The following is a 16,836-nucleotide window of genomic DNA, read 5'->3' on the forward strand; positions in this document are numbered from 1 at the left end:
ATATTCCAGGATTTCCAGCTCCACAGATTCGTCGCCCCCACTTCCACCCCTTTAGCCCGGCTCTAATTCCGAGAGGCTATTGTATAAAAGAGAACTATGCTGACTTTTTTCTCTATTTGTGTAATTATATTACCATAAACCTCCAATACTTAGGCAAACACGCCGTTCTGCGGGAACGCAGTCTAAATTAGGGAGATGTCTAGAAAGAAATGGAAGCGCAGGTGAGGACATGAAAGAGGGTTTTAATATCGGATTTTACTTTATGGTCATTATATCCTTCTGAGGATGCTCAATTGGATGATCATGTATTTTATACTCTGGCAGAAGTTTTTCCTTATTACATCTATGGATTGAAGTTTATAATTGCTTCTATCCTCCTGAATATCATAGGTATGATTGCGGCTTTTCTTTTGAGAAAAATGAGACAATCGCCAGGTCAGCCTTCTGCAAAATAAAATGGAACAAGCACAAATAGCAGCGGTTAACAACGTATTTTCCCGTTGCTAACGCGCTGCTCAATAAGCTGTAGCGTTATTTCTCCAAGCTGTAGCATAACTTTTCCGATTTGCTCCATGCCCGGCGCGGCACTGAATCAAGAGAGAAGCCAGCAAAGCTTAGGTCTGTCTTTCATAAATAATGCTTCTAATCCGCTCTTCACTCAGATGAAACGACTCCGCCAGCTGCTGTATGCCGACACCGGCTTCAAAACGGCGAACAATCTCTTCGTTTCGCTGCTCCAGCTCCTTGCGGATGCCTGTTGACTCCCCCCAGCTTTGACGTTCCGTTTGAGGAATATAGATATGCTTTCCCTTAATATATTTTTGAATTTCCTTGATCAGGCTCTCGGGCAAAACTTCCCGGGCATTTACATATTTTTTCATCGCCTATACCGTTTTAAATAGTGTAATTGTACAATTTTGCTCAAAGCCGGGGTCCTCAAACCCTTCCCGGACGAGCATCGAAAAAACATCGAAATGCTTCAAAGTGATACGGGAGTAGACATGATAAATATCTAACTGCTTCATGGAAAGCAACGTCGCTTGAAGCAATCTTTGCTTGTCTTCCTTTTTTAAAGAATAGCCGGGCCGATAATGAACACTAAAGCCGGAGGCATCCAAAAACTCGTTATCGCTTCCCTCATTGGCTTTGATGATCCGATAAAAAGCAAGGCCAGCCAGCTTTTTTGTTTCTTCATCCATCAAGGTAAGGACAATTTGATCAGCGCTTTTTTCAACAAATTGCTTTCGGATGAGTTCTACAATCTGCTCCTCGCCGTCATCCATTAAGATTTGACTGATTTCGGATAGCGCCAGATCGGTGGCAGGATAAATATTTTCATTATGAAAATCATCCGGTACGCTCCAGCTCTTTAAATCGAGGGAAAGGGTAACATTCGAAAATTGATCACAGTTAAAGCCTAGCTGCTCCCACAACGTAATTTCCTTGTTTCTGATTTGGCCAAACTGGCTAAAAACAAATTTGAAAAGCTTTTTTCCGCCCCTTTGCTGGACGATAGAGGAGCATTTTTCTACCAGCTCATGTAAAATGGCTTCATGCCCCTCCATTACACCAAACTCAACATATCCATTAGAGGTTACTTCAGATAATGAAACTCCCATTATTGCGATTACGCTGCCGTCTTTTTCAGCAACAAAGCCGTCTTTAGTGGTTTCAGCGGCCAAATAACTATTCTTAAGCTCGCTAGCCGTCATAGCTATGCCCAGAAACTTGGGATCAAGATTAAATCGTTTGACGGTCTGATTCATCAAGCTGTGCAGCCACTCAAAGTTATCATGCTGGCCAACCCGTCTTACCATTATAGATTGTTTCATATGATCATCTCCTTTGACTCCATTATGGCGATTATTGGCTATTCATTAAATACTAAGAATTTTTATAAAAAATTTATGAGTTTCAAGGCCTGTGTCCTATGTACCGACATGCTTTTAGGGGCTAAAGCTATCCTTATAACGAAAAACGGACGCCTCTTAGCCGGCATCCGTTTTTCTTCAAATCGTTTTTAGGTGAAGCTCCTTATAGCTTACGAAGGATGTTTAAAAGCTCCTCCGACATTGTGCTTACTTCCTCGACAGAAGCATTAACCTGCTCCGTCAAAGCTGCTTGCGCCTGGGTTAAGCTGGACATGCTGTTGATCGTGGAAATAATATGATCAATCCGCCCATTCATCTCCAGCATGGTTCTTTCGATATCCGTGGATGCCGACTTGCTGTGATCAGCAAGCTTTCTGACCTCGCTGGCGACAATGGAGAAACCTCTGCCGTATTCCCCTGCATGAGCCGCTTCAATGGAAGCGTTAAGTCCTAACAGCCCGGTCTGATTGGAAACCTCGCTAATAAAGGAGGTAATTTCTTTGGTTTCATTCGTTTTTTCCTTCACTTCCATTGCGGCCTTATGCGATTGCTCCTGTACTTCCGCCATATCCTGAGCCTGCTCCGTTACGGACACGATGCCGCGCACGATGTCGTTAATTGCCGCCAGCAAGCCCTCCATATTTATATTGACCTGTTTAATAACTTCTTCCTTGTTGACTTCATGCGTAATATCGCGGATGGTACCGGCTACTCTTAAAGGTATGCCTTGCTCGTCGCGTACCGTTTCTCCGCCTGCTTGATACCATCTATACTCACCCTGCTTGGAACGCAAGCGATATTTCACGTTATAATCCGTCTGCCCCGTATAATCATTCAAATGATTAGCGAAGGCCTCCATAGTGGGCGCAAAATCATCAGGGTGCAATTGATTGCTCCAGCTGCTGAGCAGGTTAGGGAAATCATGCTCGCCTTCAAAACCAATCGTTTTTCTGAATTGATCCGACCACCAGAATTCATTATTGGGATTTACAGGGTCGCCCGCAATAACCGTCATGTCCCATGGCGCCTCAACGAGCGCGCGATTAACCAGATCATAACGAACGACTAAGGAATTAAGCTCGTCCTGCTTTATCTTTTTGTCATGAATATCCAGAAGCGCACCTGCTACCATAATGGGCTTTCCATCGGCGGAACGCGTGGTCGCCCCGATAGCCTGGAACCATTTGTACTCCCCTGCCTTTGTTTTCAAGCGGTATTCAATGTCGTATTTAATGGTGCCGGTTCTATCCAGCAAATGATCCGCAAATAATTGCAATACTGCCTCTTTGTCTTCGGGATGGAGTAGATTTGACCAGCTTTCCAATACATTAGGAAAATCATGCTCGTCTTTAAAGCCAATCATTCTTCGCAATTCATTGGTCCATCTAAACTCATTTTTTGGATTGACCGGATCGCCTTCAAACACATCCATCTCCCATAAGCCGATCTCGATAGCCTTTGTAATCATATCCAATCTGAGCTTGTAGTAATTTTCTCGCTCATGGATGACGGATGTCAGGCGGGCGAGCAGCTCGTTCAGTTCTGCATGCTCGGAAGATTCGTATGTAAGTTTCCCCTCTTCCTTGCGCTCAGCAAGTTCAACAACCTCTCTTAACGCATCCATAAACCGCTTCTCTGCTTGCGGCTCAGTTCCTTTGGCTGAACTTCCTCTAAGTTTGTTTAAAATAGACATTCCGTAAATTCCCCTTATCTCATGATGTGTGGTGTTTAATCGGACTTGCAATTGTCTGAAATTTCGGAATTTTTAGTTCGTGATTCCATAAAAAGTAAAACTTAATTAGTGGATGGGAGACGTGCGATGCGTGAGACATGGCCTCTCGTGAGGTAAGAAATGCGACATCATTAGAATACTCGCTTTTCATAAATCGGTAAATAATTATCTGGCATTTTGTACAAATATGTTTATAAAAGAAATAAAAGCACCCTACTTTAGGGAATATTATCATTGAATCCCATATTGACCCAAACGATCTTGCAGCTCTTTCTTCAATTCCTTAGGCAGCTCCTTGACCTCGATATCCTTGCCGAGGAAAAGCAGCCAGTTGGCCATCTCGGCCACCTCCTCTGAATCGTTGACGTTAACGTACGCTTTTAAGGAAGCTCTTGTCTGGAAAGGATCGATATAGGACAGATAAAACGTTAGTGGATGGTATTTTTTGAATTGGGCAATGGATTGAGCGCCGAGCTCCAAAACAAGGTTGAAGGACTGCTCCCTCTTGCTTAGCTTCTCAATTATTTTTTTACGGCTTAACCGCTTAATAGCGGGGTGCGGTTCCACTTCAATGAGATGATCGACGGAAAAAATGCGGCTTTTTTCTTCCACCAAGTCGAAACCTTCGATTAACCACAGCCCTTTTTCGCGATAAAGGTGCAGGGGATAGATGGGATATAACTTTGATTCGCTTCCTTCCCGAATCGTGATCCGGAGGCAGCTGTTCGAAAGCAAAATGCCAATAAGCTTTTCCAGAAGAGGATGAGGAAGGTCGGACAGCTCGAGCAAATCCGGATTATTGCGGTTGGTGCCTTCAAACAGCAGGATTTGATTCAGCAGAACAAGATCGTCCTGCTGGTTCTGCGAAAGGAGCCCCAGCAGTTTTTCCGCCAGAGATTGACGGCTCTTCAGATAAGGAAGCTGCTGATTCCGAGATGCCATAAAAGCGATAAACAACGCTTTGATTTCATTATCGGTAAAACGGACAGGCGGCAGAACGGAGTTGCTCATGACAAAATAACCCCCATCCCTGCCGATCTCGGCCACCAGCGGCATTCCCATAGCCTCGATTTCCCGAATGTCCCGAACGGCGGTGGAGCGAGAGATGTTAAATTCGCGCATAAGCTCGGCAATCGTAAAGAAAGCGCGGTTATTAATATACCGCATGATGATGTTGATTCGCTCCACTTTTTTCATCGCGGCCTCCTAAACCGTATCATTTTTTGACACATTTAAAGGTTATTATAAACACAGCAGGCAAAAAGCAAAACTATTTAATTGCAAAGGATGGATAAAACATGCCAAACTATCGTCTTGAAGAAAAAGAAGCCTTTACCGTATTGGGCATTGGAACGGAGCTTAAGAGCCATTATACCGACTTTGCCGGCATCAACAAGGAGAAGCAGGATTTCTGGCAGGCGGTTAAGCAAGACGGAAGGCTCGAAGCGCTAAAGGCGGTAGCGTCAAACGACTACATCTTCGCGGTCAGCGAAGCCGTCAACAACAAAATGATGTATTACGCCGGCGTATTGACGGATGCCGCTTTGCCTGAAGCTACCCGGGTCATTCAGTTTCCACAAGGCGAATACCTTATTGTCGAGGGAGAAGCCGATACGTCCGACGCCCTCGGCAATCAGCTTACAGGAATCGCCTTTGGCCAAGTGCTGCCGGAGGCTGCGGATTTCGCCTATGTGGGCGGGCCTAACACAACCGTGGAGATGGGTCAGCGGAACGGCATGGTCTTTGGCGAGGTATGGATTCCGATCGTTAGAAAATAAACACATGACTGGAGGAATGGACATGTCCTATGTAGTGGATTTTAAGCAGGTATCGACAATAGGCCTGGAGTCTTCGCCCGTACAGGAGGCGCTGGCTGGCCTGCGCGCGAACGAAGCCCGTTATTTTATGAACAAATATAGTCATGCATTTACCGTTACGCCGGCTGCCGAAAGCACGGAAACGCTCCAATACGTAAACCGGATACTGAAGGAGGAACGGGACATTCAATTTGCGGCCAAGCCGCTGGAAACGTCCAGCTTTCAAGTGGAAAATATAAGATGGACGTATGTTTTTTACGAGGACGGCCTAAGCGTCAACGTCCTGTATACGATCGACGATCCCAAAAAACGTGCGGTCGGCTTCAAGCTTTCGGAAGGCATGGAGGTGCCTCAGGAGCTGGAAGGAAAGTTCAAGTTCGCCAGACAGAAGTCCAAGCTGGCGGGAACGATTCGCGGATCGTTTTTTGTCATCAAAGGAGAGTATTAAAGATTGGAACAGGGCTCCTCTCATAGTTGCAGTCGATAAAAGGTTCACTGCGGCCATGACGGGAGCTGTTGCGTTAATAGCCTGACTTGCGGCTATATTCAAGACAGAGGCCGATAGAGGCAAGCCCCGATCTGAAATTTTGTTACAGTTCCCCCTCCATAAAACGAATAAGATAATCCGCAGGCTTTGCAACAAATTCAGAAAAATGGCATAAGTCCGCATAAGTCTTATGCTCCACATCATAACAGCCCAGCAGCTTGCTCCTGGGATTCCACACTAGCTGCAGGCTGGAATAATTGTCGATGTCGGCCGAAAGACGCAGTAGTTTTTGCCTGCCCGCCTTCATCTCAATGGTATCCATCCATGCAAAAAAGTCGATGTACCGGATGGCATATCCGTTTGGGGCAAGCTCAAGGCGGAGCTTGTCTCCCTTCAGAAAGCTTGCCAGCTCATGCGGCAGCTTGTAGCTCTTAAGCGCCTGTTTTTTGTTTTCGGCATTATGAAAATCCGCCGGCTCCAGCGCCTTCAAATAGTCCGCCATTTCAGTCTGCTTATTGCTGATTGCAATCGTATACGGACGTTCGCCGTCCTTTTCGGCTAATGTAACATCCGCGCCGTTCTCCACCAAAAAGGCAACCATGTCCATCGAGCCCTTGCGGGCTGCCACGGTTAAGGGAGTTGCTTCATAGGGATAAACCATATCCGGTTTGTTGTAATTGATGTCTGCTCCCTGCTGGAGTAAATATATAAGCGTTTTGTAGTCGCGGTTCGATACGGCTTGCCGCAGGACGGGTCCGGCATAAGACTTAATATCCAGGCCCAGTTCTTGAATGAGCGGAATATTGGCTTTGTTGCCGTAGTAAGCTTGCTGATAAGCGCCTGAACCTATGTGATTAAGCTTGTCCATCTCTGCTCCGTGCTCAACCAGATAACGAACGACGTTTTCCTTGCAATAGCGGACAGCGCTAAGGAAAGCCGGATTCTGGCGGACGTTAAGGTTGACGCCATGCTCCACGAGCAGCTTTACCACATCGAATTGCTGCGCTACAAGCGCCAGATCAAGCGGACTTAACGTTGTATGCTTGCTAAGAGCAATGCCCTCCTCGATATTCCAGCCGTTATCAATAGCGGCCTGTAAAGACGACAGCTCGCCTTTATAAATGTGCATCGCGATTTCCGGCAGCTCCTGAAATTTTCCGATATCCTTCAGAACGATCATAGGTATTCCTCCTTGTACTAACGGTTTTTGAGGCTAATTTCCATTATAGAGGGCGTTTATTTGAAATCTACCGACTTTTGGCCCTCATTTTGGAAAATAGGACCGATTTTTCGCGGGCAACATGCCATCCTGCTTATTTCTCGTTATAATTAAGAAATTGATTAGGATTAACAGGATTAAGAAAGGAATGCCCGCCGTCATGACGAAATTTGAGCCGAAATCAATCACCGCGCTAAGTATTGTCCAATGGCAGAGCCTGATCGCCGACTGCGCCGAAAAAGCGGCAAGCAGCCCGTATCAAGCTAACTATAGCAATGAGGTACGTTCCCTTGTTCGCCCATTCATGACGGAGCTGACTATCGAGGAGACTTGGCTGTTCGAGCTAAACGTCGGACTTTGCTTGCTGCACAAGCAGGCACCTGGAAGCCACACAGGCTACTTTGCCCATATGACGACATCCGAAACGATACTTGCAATCGAAAAACACCTCCATAGCGGTTTGCAAGCGGAGATTGCGGTCAAACAGCAGGCACGCTTGCTGGAAACAGCCGCGTACATTCGCAAGACAGCGATTGAGGAGGAGTCGGCTCCGCCCGCCTACCTGGATATTTACGTGGAGCTATGGATTACCTATATATCGCCTATGGCAGATAATGATGGCCTCTTTACGGAGGAGCTTGCGCGGCTGACCGAATCCGCGAAGACGGCAAACACAGCGACAATTGAAGGCTCGCAGCGTAATACGGGAATATCAGCAGCGAGCGAGGCAGCGCGAACAAAGACAGGCGCAGCGGCGGGCACGGGTGCGGCATTTGGCAGTGGGCAGGAAAAGAAGGCCAATGGCCTCTTTGCCTATGTGGCCCGTGCCTGGATGCGCTTCTGGCTGGGAGAGGATCAAGAGGCTTGGCGGCTGCTTGAAGCGGCGGAGCGGCATCGGATAAAGCCTGCGCAGGTGCTTCGCTTTCTCCGCTTGCTGAAGGATACGAGCCAGTGGAGCCGGCTGGAGACCTGGCTGAGCCATTGCGCAACCGAGCGTATCGGACGCAGCTATGGCAGTGTGGAGGAATATGGCCGCTACTGGGATGCTGTTGTAGAGCAATTGCCGGAGGCCGAGGAAAAAATGTGGGGCGCAATTATGAGCTTGCTCCCCTATTCCAGCAGCCTTTATGAGGAGAAGCTGATGCGTTTTGGCCGCTGGCGGCAGTGGGTAGATTACCAGCTTAGCCTCGGCAGCGATCCGCTCGACTTTCGGGTGAAGGATTTGCAGTCCATCGAGAAAGGTGCGCCGGAGACGTTGCTGCCTTTTTATCACCAAGGAGCGGAAAAATACCTGCTGCTAAAAAACCGCGACGGCTACAAGCGAGCGGTAAAGCTGCTTAAACGGCTGGCCAAGCTGTACAAAAAGTTAAAGCGCGAGCAGCAGTGGGAGGCGTATATAGATTCATTTGCCAGGCGGCATAGCCGGCTGCGGGCGCTTCAGGAGGAGCTGCGAAAAGGAGGATTGATTCCATGACAACAACGACCTACAGACTGGATACAATCAACGTCCGAATGATGCTGACGTCGCATGGCGACGCACTGTTTTTTGCGGACCCCGATTCGCTTCGGGAGACGACCGGACTACAGCTAAAGCATCGCCTGTTTGCCTGGCATGAACCCTCCTTCTACGGCACGGAGCTGGAGCTTGTCAAAATCGGGGAGCTTGAAGCCGTTGTATTGCCCGCCGAGGAGGTCCTCTCTTTCTTCGCTTCGAGCCAGCTCCTTGAACATATTGAATGGAAGTGGGCGGACGATGCCGCGCGCCTTGCCGCATTAGCGCCGTTGCTGGAGAAATGTCTGGAGAAGCGGCTGTTTGCGCCCGACCTTGCGGCTTACCGCGACGGCTCCCTGCGCTGGAGCTGGGACGGGGAGGCGGTTGCAGCAGCCTTTGGACAAGCTCGCCGCGACGAATTGAACCTTCAGCGCGGCGGCTGGAGCGAGGATGCATACGAGGGTCTGAAAGCGGCCTTTTCGGCAGCGGTAACAAAGCGCTTCTATGGAACAGAGGCCGATGAAGCGGATTTAAGGCGGGAATTCCCGGCTTTGTTCGCGCGCGAAAACACGGCCGCTGCAACAGCGGGACTTGATGCCGAGACCTGGCTTGTGCAGATTGGCTGGAAAGCGGACGTTGCTCCCTTCCGCCCTATGCTGCAGCTGATCGAGCCATGGGAAGGCGACGACTACTCCCGTTGGCGGCTTCGCCTTGTGCTGCAGGACAAAAGCGATCCCGCTTCGCTGCGCAAGGTTCGGCTTGGCGATAACGGCAGCGCATCCGGTAAATGGCCGGATGCCTGGACAGACGCCGTCAACAGCCGCTCCGCCGGATGGCTCAAGCGGCTGCAAGCCAGCCTTCCGCAGGGGCGGCTGTCGCGCGGCGAAGATGTGCTTGGCAAGCCGCTTGACGATGAGGCGGCCTGGCAGTTCCTGCAAACGGACAGCCGGCAGCTGCTTGAGGCCGGCTGGCAGGTACTGCTGCCCGCATGGTGGGAAGCAGCCAGCCGCAAAAAGCCAAGGCTGCGCGCAGCGGTGCAAACGGAGGAGGAGTCCAGAAAACGCGGCGGCGGCAAATCGCTTTTTGGGCTGGATGCCATCCTGAACTTTGACTGGCGCATCTCTATCGGCGAGGCCGATCTGAACGAGCAGGAATTTGATGAATTGCTGTCGCGCGGAGAGCGTCTTGTCAAGTTTCGGGACCGCTGGATCGTGCTCGACCCGGCGCTGATTGCCCAAATCCGCCGTATGATGGAAGGCATGGACAAGAGCCAGGGGCTGAGCTTTCAGGACGTGCTTCAATTGCATCTGCTCTCGCTGAGCGAGGCGGATGCAACCCCAGACGCCGGAGCAATGGAGGCCCTTGCAGAGAGAGACTCTGCCCAAGCGGCCCGCGTTCAGCTTGAGGTTGAGCTGAATGAACAGCTGACCGGGCTGATCGCGCAGATCAATCAGCAAAGCCAATGGCCTCGCCTGGACCCGCCAGCCGGGCTGCGCGCCGAGCTGCGCAGCTATCAGCTGGACGGCTTTTCCTGGCTCGCTTTTCTCCGCCGCTTCGGACTTGGGGCCTGTCTTGCCGACGATATGGGCCTTGGCAAAACCGTTCAGCTAATCGCCTACCTGCTGCATGCCAAGGAGCAAAGTGACGAGGGGATGGAGCTCCCTTCCCTGGTCATCTGTCCCACATCGGTGCTGGGCAACTGGCAAAAAGAAATTTCCCGCTTCGCCCCGTCGCTGCGGGTCGCCATGCATTACGGCTCCGGGCGAAAAAGCGGCGATTCATTCCGGGAGCAGGCGCGCAGCGTCGACGTTGTGCTGACCTCCTTTGCCACCGCCTCGCTGGATCAGGAAACATTGGCCGGATTCTATTGGGGCGCTGTCGTACTGGACGAAGCCCAAAACATTAAAAATGCCGGGACCCGACAAGCCATCGCAGTCAAAAGCTTGCCTGCTCGCCATCGCATTGCGCTCACCGGGACGCCGATCGAAAACCGGCTGGCGGAGCTATGGTCCATCTATGATTTTATCGTGCCTACTTATCTCGGCACCGCCAAAGCATTCCAGGACCGCTTCGCCTCCCCGATCGAGCGTGAACAGGACGGGCGCCGCACGGCGGAGCTGAAGAAGCTGGTAAAGCCGTTTATGCTGCGGCGCAAAAAGAAGGACCCCGCCATTCAGCTCGACCTGCCGGACAAAAATGAAATGAAATCCTATGTTCCGCTTACCGCCGAGCAGGCGGCCCTCTACGACAATTGCGTCAAGGAGCTGATGGAAAAGCTGAAGAAGCTGGACGGCATCCAGCGCAAAGGCGCGATTCTGGGCACGCTGACGACGCTTAAGCAGGCATGCGACCATCCCGCTTTGCTGGATGAGGATACGGTCATGGAGCCGGAGGATGGCCCTATCCCGCCAGAAGCCATTGTTGCCCGCTCCTCCAAGCTGGAGAGACTGCTGGCGATGGTCAAGGAGCTGCGCGAGTCGGACGAGCGCTGCCTTATATTCACGCAATATATCGGCATGGGCAAAATCATTCAGGATGTTCTGCAGCGGGAGCTGGACGAACCCGTGCTGTACCTCAACGGCAGTACGCCGAAGGCGCAGCGGGACCGGATGGTTGAACGCTTCCAGTCGCGCGACCTCCCGCCCGGCGAGCAGCCGAATGTATTCATCCTGTCGCTTAAGGCGGGAGGCGTCGGGCTTAACCTGACTGCGGCCAACCACGTTTTCCACTTTGACCGCTGGTGGAATCCCGCCGTTGAAAACCAGGCGACCGACCGCGCCTACCGGATGGGCCAGACGCGCGACGTGCAAGTACACAAATTCATCTCGCTTGGCACTCTGGAGGAGCGCATCGACGAAATGCTCGAAAGCAAGCAGCAGCTCAGCGACAACGTCATCTCCAGCTCGGAGGGCTGGATTACCGAGCTGTCCACAGAGGCGCTGCGGGAGCTGTTCACGCTGCGGCGCGATTGGCCGGGCGAATAAAAGTCCGGGGAATAATAAGCCAATCCGCCAACAAAAAAACGAAAACGCCAAGAGCGGTCCTAAGACGGCATTCTTGGCGTTATCTTTTTTTAATCCGCTATTTTTAAATCTATCCATTTTAGGTCCACGCCCACATGAAGCTGTCGCGCTCCCAGGCTATTTTGCCGCCGTGGAGCTTGCGGAAAGCCTTGATTACCTCTTTGGACAACGACGTATTGCCCTTTTCATTCACGAATACAAAATGCTCGCCAAAATGACTCCTAATATATTCAATCGCATCCGTCTGGTACAGCATCCCCTTAAACCGGGTCTCCTTGACCATCCATTCCGCCACTTCCTGTGCGGTTGCTTCCATATTATTTTCCTCCTTTTATCTCTTTATCGGCCAGTCCGATAGCGATCAATGGTTTCATCGCTCCATATATGAGCTTCAATGTACCGTTCTGGGCCGTGTTTGCCATCATCGTTCCAGTCTTGAGGCAAGCCGTATTTTTTGATGATCAATAAGATTTCATCATAGGTATATACTTTGCGCCTGTATTCTTTGCCGTCGTTAACGATTGGACTAAATGTCGGCATGGAGTCGCCGTATGTAAAAGAAACCGTCTTTAAATCGAATTCCATGGCAGGGATTTTGATATAAGCGCTATTTTCAAACCATGTGCTTAACCAAGGGCTATGCTCAACAACCATATAATGCGGCGTTAGCCGGTTTACAGTGCCGCCTTGCTTAATAAATTCCGTTCGTATTATATTTTCGCAATTACGCCGGTACTCGACATAATTATCATGCCTTTTGGAGCTTTGTGAATGGGGTTTGTTTTTTTTAATCTTGTCCAGCACCAGCTTTGCTTCCTCAACGGGCAAGTCTGACAAGCTGACAAAAGAGCCTATTGTGTTATCAAAATAATGATATAAAAACATGATTTGGCCTCCTGGGGATAGCATCTATTATCTCATCTCATCCCGATCACAACCCTGTCTTTCCCGGAAAATATATCATTTCTGCAGGGGAAACAGGCCTTGGCTCGGCTTCTCCCGACATGGATTCCCGGGTATCCTGGGAGCAGTCTCTGCGGATTTTGCCAGCCTCTAATTTTGAGTCGATAAAATCGACTACCTGCTGCAATGAATTGATTTGGGAAACGATGCTTTGCCGATGATTTTGCATAAGCGCCAAAAGCTCGGGATACTCTGCGGGATCGGCATCGGCGGACACCTCCAGAAAAGGCCGCATTTCCCCCAGCGGCATCCCTGTTTTTTTCAGGCAATAAATCAGGCTGATTGTATCCAAATCCTCCTGCCGATAGACGCGATGTCCATTAGGCTTGCGTGTGGCTTGCGGCAATAATGCGATTTTTTCATAATACCGGATCGTATCCTCGGATATGCCGATTTGCCCGGCGATTTGCTTGATCGTAAATGTACGCTCTTCCTTCAACCTGTATGCTCCTTTCGGAGATGATGTTAGTGCATTATATATCCAAATACTGGCTCTAAGTCAAGTCTCTTGTATTTCGCAGCCCCTCCTGCGCCACATCTTCCTTCACCTTGGGAAAAAAGACAGCCCTCCGGCCTTGACTTGGAGTCGGCTCCAACTTATAGAATGGGTACCATCAATGGAATCAACGGTCTGGAGGAGTTGTGGAATGAACAGGAGAGAGGATCAAAGCATTGCTTTTATTACAGGGGCAAACGCTGGAATCGGACTGGAGCTGACCCGAAAGCTACTCGCAGAGGGCTGGCAGGTCATTGCTTTGAATCGCTCGGACTATCCGGCGGGAGATGAAACGATTGGGGCCGCACTGGCGCTTGGCAAGCTTCGCATTTACAAAACAAATAATCTTGCCGATTACTCCAGCCTGAGGAGCGCCTTGAAGGAAATAAAGGAAAAGGAGCAGCAGATCGACATTTTGTTTAACAATGCCGGAGGCTCCTTTCATGAGTTGAGCTATTCAAAGCAAGGGCGGGAGCTGCATTTTGAGCTATTAACGGTGGTTCCGTTTATTATTTTGATGGAGTTAACAGAGCTTTTAAAGCGCGGCCGCTTAAAAACGGTCATCAATACCTCATCCTCCGCGCAAAAATGGACAAAACAATTTACTCTTGAAAAGCTGGAGCATCCCAAAACGTTTCGCAAGCTGCTTGGGCCTTATGCTACATCAAAGCTGGCCCTTTCATTATGGACCGAAGCCATAGCCCCCCAGCTTGCAAAAGACGGTATTCGGATTCGAAGTGTTGATCCGGGCGGCAACAATACACTGAGAAGAGGAAAAAAATCCGGGTTGCCTTTTTTGGTTGCCCTGCTAATGAAGCTATTATTCCCTCCGCCCTCCCACGGAGCCAGCAAGCTGTATGAAGGAGCCATTGGAGAGCATCGGGATAAGACGGGCGTATTTTTGATGAATGGCCGGGTTGCAGCCTTAACCTTCCAGCATCAAGCGCAAAATGTGCTGAAAAGAGTGACTGACATTTATGAGCATGAATTTTCACTCTATCATTAAGTGGATTATGGCCTGCGGGGATCAATGATGGAATATTCGATCCCTGCCATGTAGGAATCGAAGGCTTCCACACCCTCCTGCAAAATAAGGGCGGCTTCTTGTCCGGTGACAGGCACCGCCCATATTACCTGAACAACCTCGTTGCCTATCTTGATTTCCTCCAGCTCTTCGCTTTCTCCCCTCAGTTCATCAAGCAACAAGGCTTTAGCGGACCAGCCTGCCGGAGCAAGCTCGCTTTCCCCCATCACTCTAGGTGTCCGGGAATCAGGGGCGGCTTCAATATGATGGGCAAGTACATCGCATACATACGAAAAAATTCGATCGGCAGATTCTCCGCCTAGATCATGGGGCAAAGCCATCATCCATTCTGTCCCAGCCGGTTGTCCATTGGAGCGGAGGGTGCTGGATAAACCAACCGTCGCAAATCTTGCCGCATCGTTATTATCTATTGCCGGAAAATAATAAATTTCGACGTGGGCTCCCCTCTCCGGTTTGGTCAGGATAACCCGGTACTCTGGCATACCCCATTCTTTCATAAACGCGCCTAAGATAACCGTCCTTCGAATATCGAAGGAAAGCTCCCTTTCCTTGCTCGATTCCGTAGACATGGCAGCCACTTCTCCTTTTTGCTCAACTCCATAATTCATCAAACCTTGCCCCTATAAAACAACTCAAATTCATCTACAGAGCTAAACTGATTTAAATTGATATCCTCCGCACGGAGATGAGCCTCCAGCTTTTCCATGAGCTGCAAAACAGCCAGACGCAATGGCTCAAAATCCGTCGGGTCCAATAGCGCAATCAGATCCGGGTACCCGTAGCGTTCATAAACCTCGCGATGCTCGCCTAAATCAACAGCACTGGGCCAACGCCCCTTTTCCGCCCCATACAAAAGCCATGCCAAAAAATCTTGTACACCAATTGCAACAAAAAACGCGGTTTCGTAATGGCCTTTTTCACATGCGGTTAGAAGCTTGTTCAGCATCCCTTTTTCCTCTTCATAATACCCCGTCATTCGTGCTTTGAAAGAACGGATTTCTTCCAAGCTGTTTTGCCGCTCCGAAATAAGGGAAATGGTATCTGCAATAAGCCTGTCGCATGCTGACATGATTTCATCAGGCCTTGTGCTGAACATAATCGTATCGAGGTGCTGGTCCAGCCGATCCGGCTTTATGGGGAGAGTTCTGACCTGCTCGCGATAATGGCCCCACATGCGCTTATAATAGGTTTGGTTCAAATAACCAAGCGATTTAAAAATATTTACTGCAATCTCCTTCGCCTGAATACGGCAGTAGGACAATTCTTTAGAGCTTTCGGCAAGCCTCATCTTGGCTATCGTCATAAGGGAGTCCTTTAATGCGGCTTCGGCTTTACTGATCATATCCGGTGTCCTGGCTTCGCTGCCCATGCCGGAAATTGTTTCACGAAGCGCCATAAACCTCGCAAGATCATCCCCCGACCGTACATATAACAGCTCACAGTCTGCTATGATCGTTGTGTTCCACTCTTCGGATAATGACATGCCCTTGGCACGATCCCAACTGATTGGCCAGAAATCAAAGCTTATGCCGTCGATGATAAACGGACACCCAACCTGCATCCCTCTATCTGTGGCAGGAATGAAAAAGAAATCCAAATCCGAGCGTTCGGTTGCCCGCCCCTGCAAATAGGAGCCGTAATAGCCTACAATCGCAACATCCTGCGGGTAATGAGCTTTTATATGCTTGATAATAATATCGGCTACTGCAAAAACATCAACCATGACATGACCTCCTTATTGCATACCGGGCTTCGGCTGCACCTCAAGTGTAGGCAATCATTTCGTGGAAGTGAATGGAAAAGATAATTAAAAACAAACTTTCACTTTAACCCGCCCAGAGCTTGTATCTATAATTAAACATAGATATAAAAGCGAGTGAATCTCATAGGAGGGAACATGCATGTCCTATAGCAACTATGGAGAATTATGTACGGAAGTCTATGACCTTACTAAAAAAACGGGCCAGTCCATTGGCGGAGATATCGAATATTACCGTGAACGATTAAAGCATTGCAAGGGACGCATTCTGGAAGTCATGGTTGGTTCCGGACGCGTTATGATTCCGCTTCTGGAATCCGGTTTGACTGTGGATGGCGTTGATTATTCTCCCGAAATGCTGGCATCCTGCCGCCAACGCTGTGAAGAAAAAGCGTTAACCGCCCAGCTGTATCAATCCAATCTTCAGGACCTTTCTTTGCCCCATACCTACGAGGCGATCATTATTCCGGGCGGATCATTTCTGTTAATCGAACAGCGGGACGAATCGCTTAATGTCTTGAAGCGTCTATACGACCATCTTCAGCCAGGCGGACGTCTGGTGCTTGATATTTTTCTGCCAGATACTCAGTTCCAGTGTGGTCCAATCGGCGGAACGTCAACGTTCGAGTTGGCGAACGGAGACACCATCACTATGGAACAGCAGCTTATTGAAGCGGACTTCTACCAGCAATACAAAGTTTCATTAATAAAATATGAAAAATGGCGTCAAGGCGCTCTGATCCAGACCGAGCTTCAACGCCTAGCTGTTCGCTGGTATGGCGTGGAGGAATTTAAGCTCGTGCTAGAAAAAATCGGTTTTTCGGATGTTGTAATATCCGCTGATTTTGAATATGGCAAGTCGCCTACACAGCGGAACCAGCATTTTGTATATGAAGCCTATCGCAAGTAAACAGCCTCAGGGGTCTGGTCAT

16 protein-coding genes are annotated in these 16,836 nt (G+C 49.5%); 6 read left to right on the top strand and 10 right to left on the bottom strand.

The window, feature by feature from the left end:
- Nucleotides 1-614: 614 nt before the first annotated feature.
- The 4 genes from A7K91_RS07885 to A7K91_RS07900 all read right to left on the bottom strand — a co-directional run bounded on the left by A7K91_RS07885 (nt 615) and on the right by A7K91_RS07900 (nt 4,800).
- Nucleotides 615-881, bottom strand: coding sequence for a CD3324 family protein (locus tag A7K91_RS07885; RefSeq protein ID WP_068681418.1), 267 nt, complete (start codon nt 879-881; stop codon nt 615-617).
- Between the two features lie 3 nt (nt 882-884).
- Nucleotides 885-1,832 (bottom strand): hypothetical protein, encoded by a 948-nt coding sequence (locus tag A7K91_RS07890; protein WP_068681420.1) that lies wholly within the window; start codon nt 1,830-1,832, stop codon nt 885-887.
- 202 nt (nt 1,833-2,034) lie between these two features.
- Nucleotides 2,035-3,564, bottom strand: coding sequence for a methyl-accepting chemotaxis protein (locus A7K91_RS07895; protein WP_245697339.1), 1,530 nt, complete (start codon nt 3,562-3,564; stop codon nt 2,035-2,037).
- Nucleotides 3,565-3,834: 270 nt separating this feature from the next.
- The gene (locus tag A7K91_RS07900; RefSeq protein WP_068681422.1) at nt 3,835-4,800 is read right to left on the bottom strand and encodes a helix-turn-helix transcriptional regulator; all 966 of its coding nucleotides are present in this window, start codon (nt 4,798-4,800) and stop codon (nt 3,835-3,837) included.
- Nucleotides 4,801-4,901: 101 nt separating this feature from the next.
- On the opposite strand from A7K91_RS07900, the gene A7K91_RS07905 reads away from it, so the two are divergent.
- Together A7K91_RS07905 and A7K91_RS07910 are read left to right on the top strand one after the other, a co-directional pair.
- Nucleotides 4,902-5,381, top strand: a complete 480-nt coding sequence (locus tag A7K91_RS07905; protein WP_068681424.1) for a GyrI-like domain-containing protein — start codon at nt 4,902-4,904, stop codon at nt 5,379-5,381.
- A gap of 22 nt (nt 5,382-5,403) precedes the next feature.
- The gene (locus A7K91_RS07910; protein ID WP_068681426.1) at nt 5,404-5,868 is read left to right on the top strand and encodes a phage tail protein; all 465 of its coding nucleotides are present in this window, start codon (nt 5,404-5,406) and stop codon (nt 5,866-5,868) included.
- Nucleotides 5,869-6,010: 142 nt separating this feature from the next.
- Here A7K91_RS07910 and A7K91_RS07915 read toward each other — a convergent pair whose 3' ends face one another.
- Nucleotides 6,011-7,087 (bottom strand): ankyrin repeat domain-containing protein, encoded by a 1,077-nt coding sequence (locus tag A7K91_RS07915; protein ID WP_068681428.1) that lies wholly within the window; start codon nt 7,085-7,087, stop codon nt 6,011-6,013.
- Between the two features lie 199 nt (nt 7,088-7,286).
- Here A7K91_RS07915 and A7K91_RS07920 point away from each other — a divergent pair, with 199 nt between their 5' ends.
- On the top strand, nt 7,287-8,600 hold the full coding sequence (locus A7K91_RS07920; RefSeq protein ID WP_068681621.1) for a hypothetical protein: 1,314 nt from the start codon (nt 7,287-7,289) through the stop codon (nt 8,598-8,600).
- Nucleotides 8,597-11,602: a DEAD/DEAH box helicase gene (locus A7K91_RS07925; protein ID WP_068681430.1), complete on the top strand. Its 3,006-nt coding sequence runs from the start codon at nt 8,597-8,599 to the stop codon at nt 11,600-11,602. Before A7K91_RS07920 ends, A7K91_RS07925 begins: the two co-directional genes overlap by 4 nt.
- Before the next feature lie 118 nt (nt 11,603-11,720).
- On the opposite strand, the gene A7K91_RS07930 is transcribed toward A7K91_RS07925, so the two are convergent.
- From A7K91_RS07930 to A7K91_RS07940, 3 genes are read right to left on the bottom strand one after another with little or no spacing between them, the layout of a single operon-like run.
- A complete protein-coding gene (locus tag A7K91_RS07930; RefSeq protein WP_068681432.1) occupies nt 11,721-11,957 on the bottom strand; it encodes a DUF6953 family protein in 237 nt (78 codons plus the stop codon).
- Nucleotides 11,958-11,980: 23 nt separating this feature from the next.
- Nucleotides 11,981-12,526 (bottom strand): hypothetical protein, encoded by a 546-nt coding sequence (locus A7K91_RS07935; RefSeq protein ID WP_068681434.1) that lies wholly within the window; start codon nt 12,524-12,526, stop codon nt 11,981-11,983.
- A 46-nt stretch (nt 12,527-12,572) separates the two neighbouring features.
- Nucleotides 12,573-13,043, bottom strand: a complete 471-nt coding sequence (locus A7K91_RS07940) for a MerR family transcriptional regulator (RefSeq protein WP_068681436.1) — start codon at nt 13,041-13,043, stop codon at nt 12,573-12,575.
- Nucleotides 13,044-13,251: 208 nt separating this feature from the next.
- On the opposite strand from A7K91_RS07940, the gene A7K91_RS07945 reads away from it, so the two are divergent.
- Nucleotides 13,252-14,106, top strand: a complete 855-nt coding sequence (locus A7K91_RS07945) for an SDR family NAD(P)-dependent oxidoreductase (protein ID WP_068681438.1) — start codon at nt 13,252-13,254, stop codon at nt 14,104-14,106.
- 5 nt (nt 14,107-14,111) lie between these two features.
- On the opposite strand, the gene A7K91_RS07950 is transcribed toward A7K91_RS07945, so the two are convergent.
- Together A7K91_RS07950 and A7K91_RS07955 are read right to left on the bottom strand one after the other, a co-directional pair.
- Complete coding sequence (locus A7K91_RS07950; RefSeq protein WP_245697340.1) at nt 14,112-14,753, bottom strand: suppressor of fused domain protein; 642 nt, start codon at nt 14,751-14,753, stop codon at nt 14,112-14,114.
- Nucleotides 14,753-15,868 carry a hypothetical protein gene (locus tag A7K91_RS07955; RefSeq protein ID WP_068681440.1) on the bottom strand — a complete coding sequence of 372 codons (1,116 nt, stop codon included), beginning with the start codon at nt 15,866-15,868 and terminating at the stop codon, nt 14,753-14,755. Before A7K91_RS07955 ends, A7K91_RS07950 begins: the two co-directional genes overlap by 1 nt.
- Nucleotides 15,869-16,046: 178 nt before the next feature.
- Here A7K91_RS07955 and A7K91_RS07960 point away from each other — a divergent pair, with 178 nt between their 5' ends.
- A complete protein-coding gene (locus tag A7K91_RS07960; RefSeq protein WP_068681442.1) occupies nt 16,047-16,814 on the top strand; it encodes a class I SAM-dependent methyltransferase in 768 nt (255 codons plus the stop codon).
- Nucleotides 16,815-16,836 lie beyond the last annotated feature (22 nt).

Source organism: Paenibacillus oryzae (assembly GCF_001675045.1).
Classification (GTDB): domain Bacteria; phylum Bacillota; class Bacilli; order Paenibacillales; family Paenibacillaceae; genus Pristimantibacillus; species Pristimantibacillus oryzae.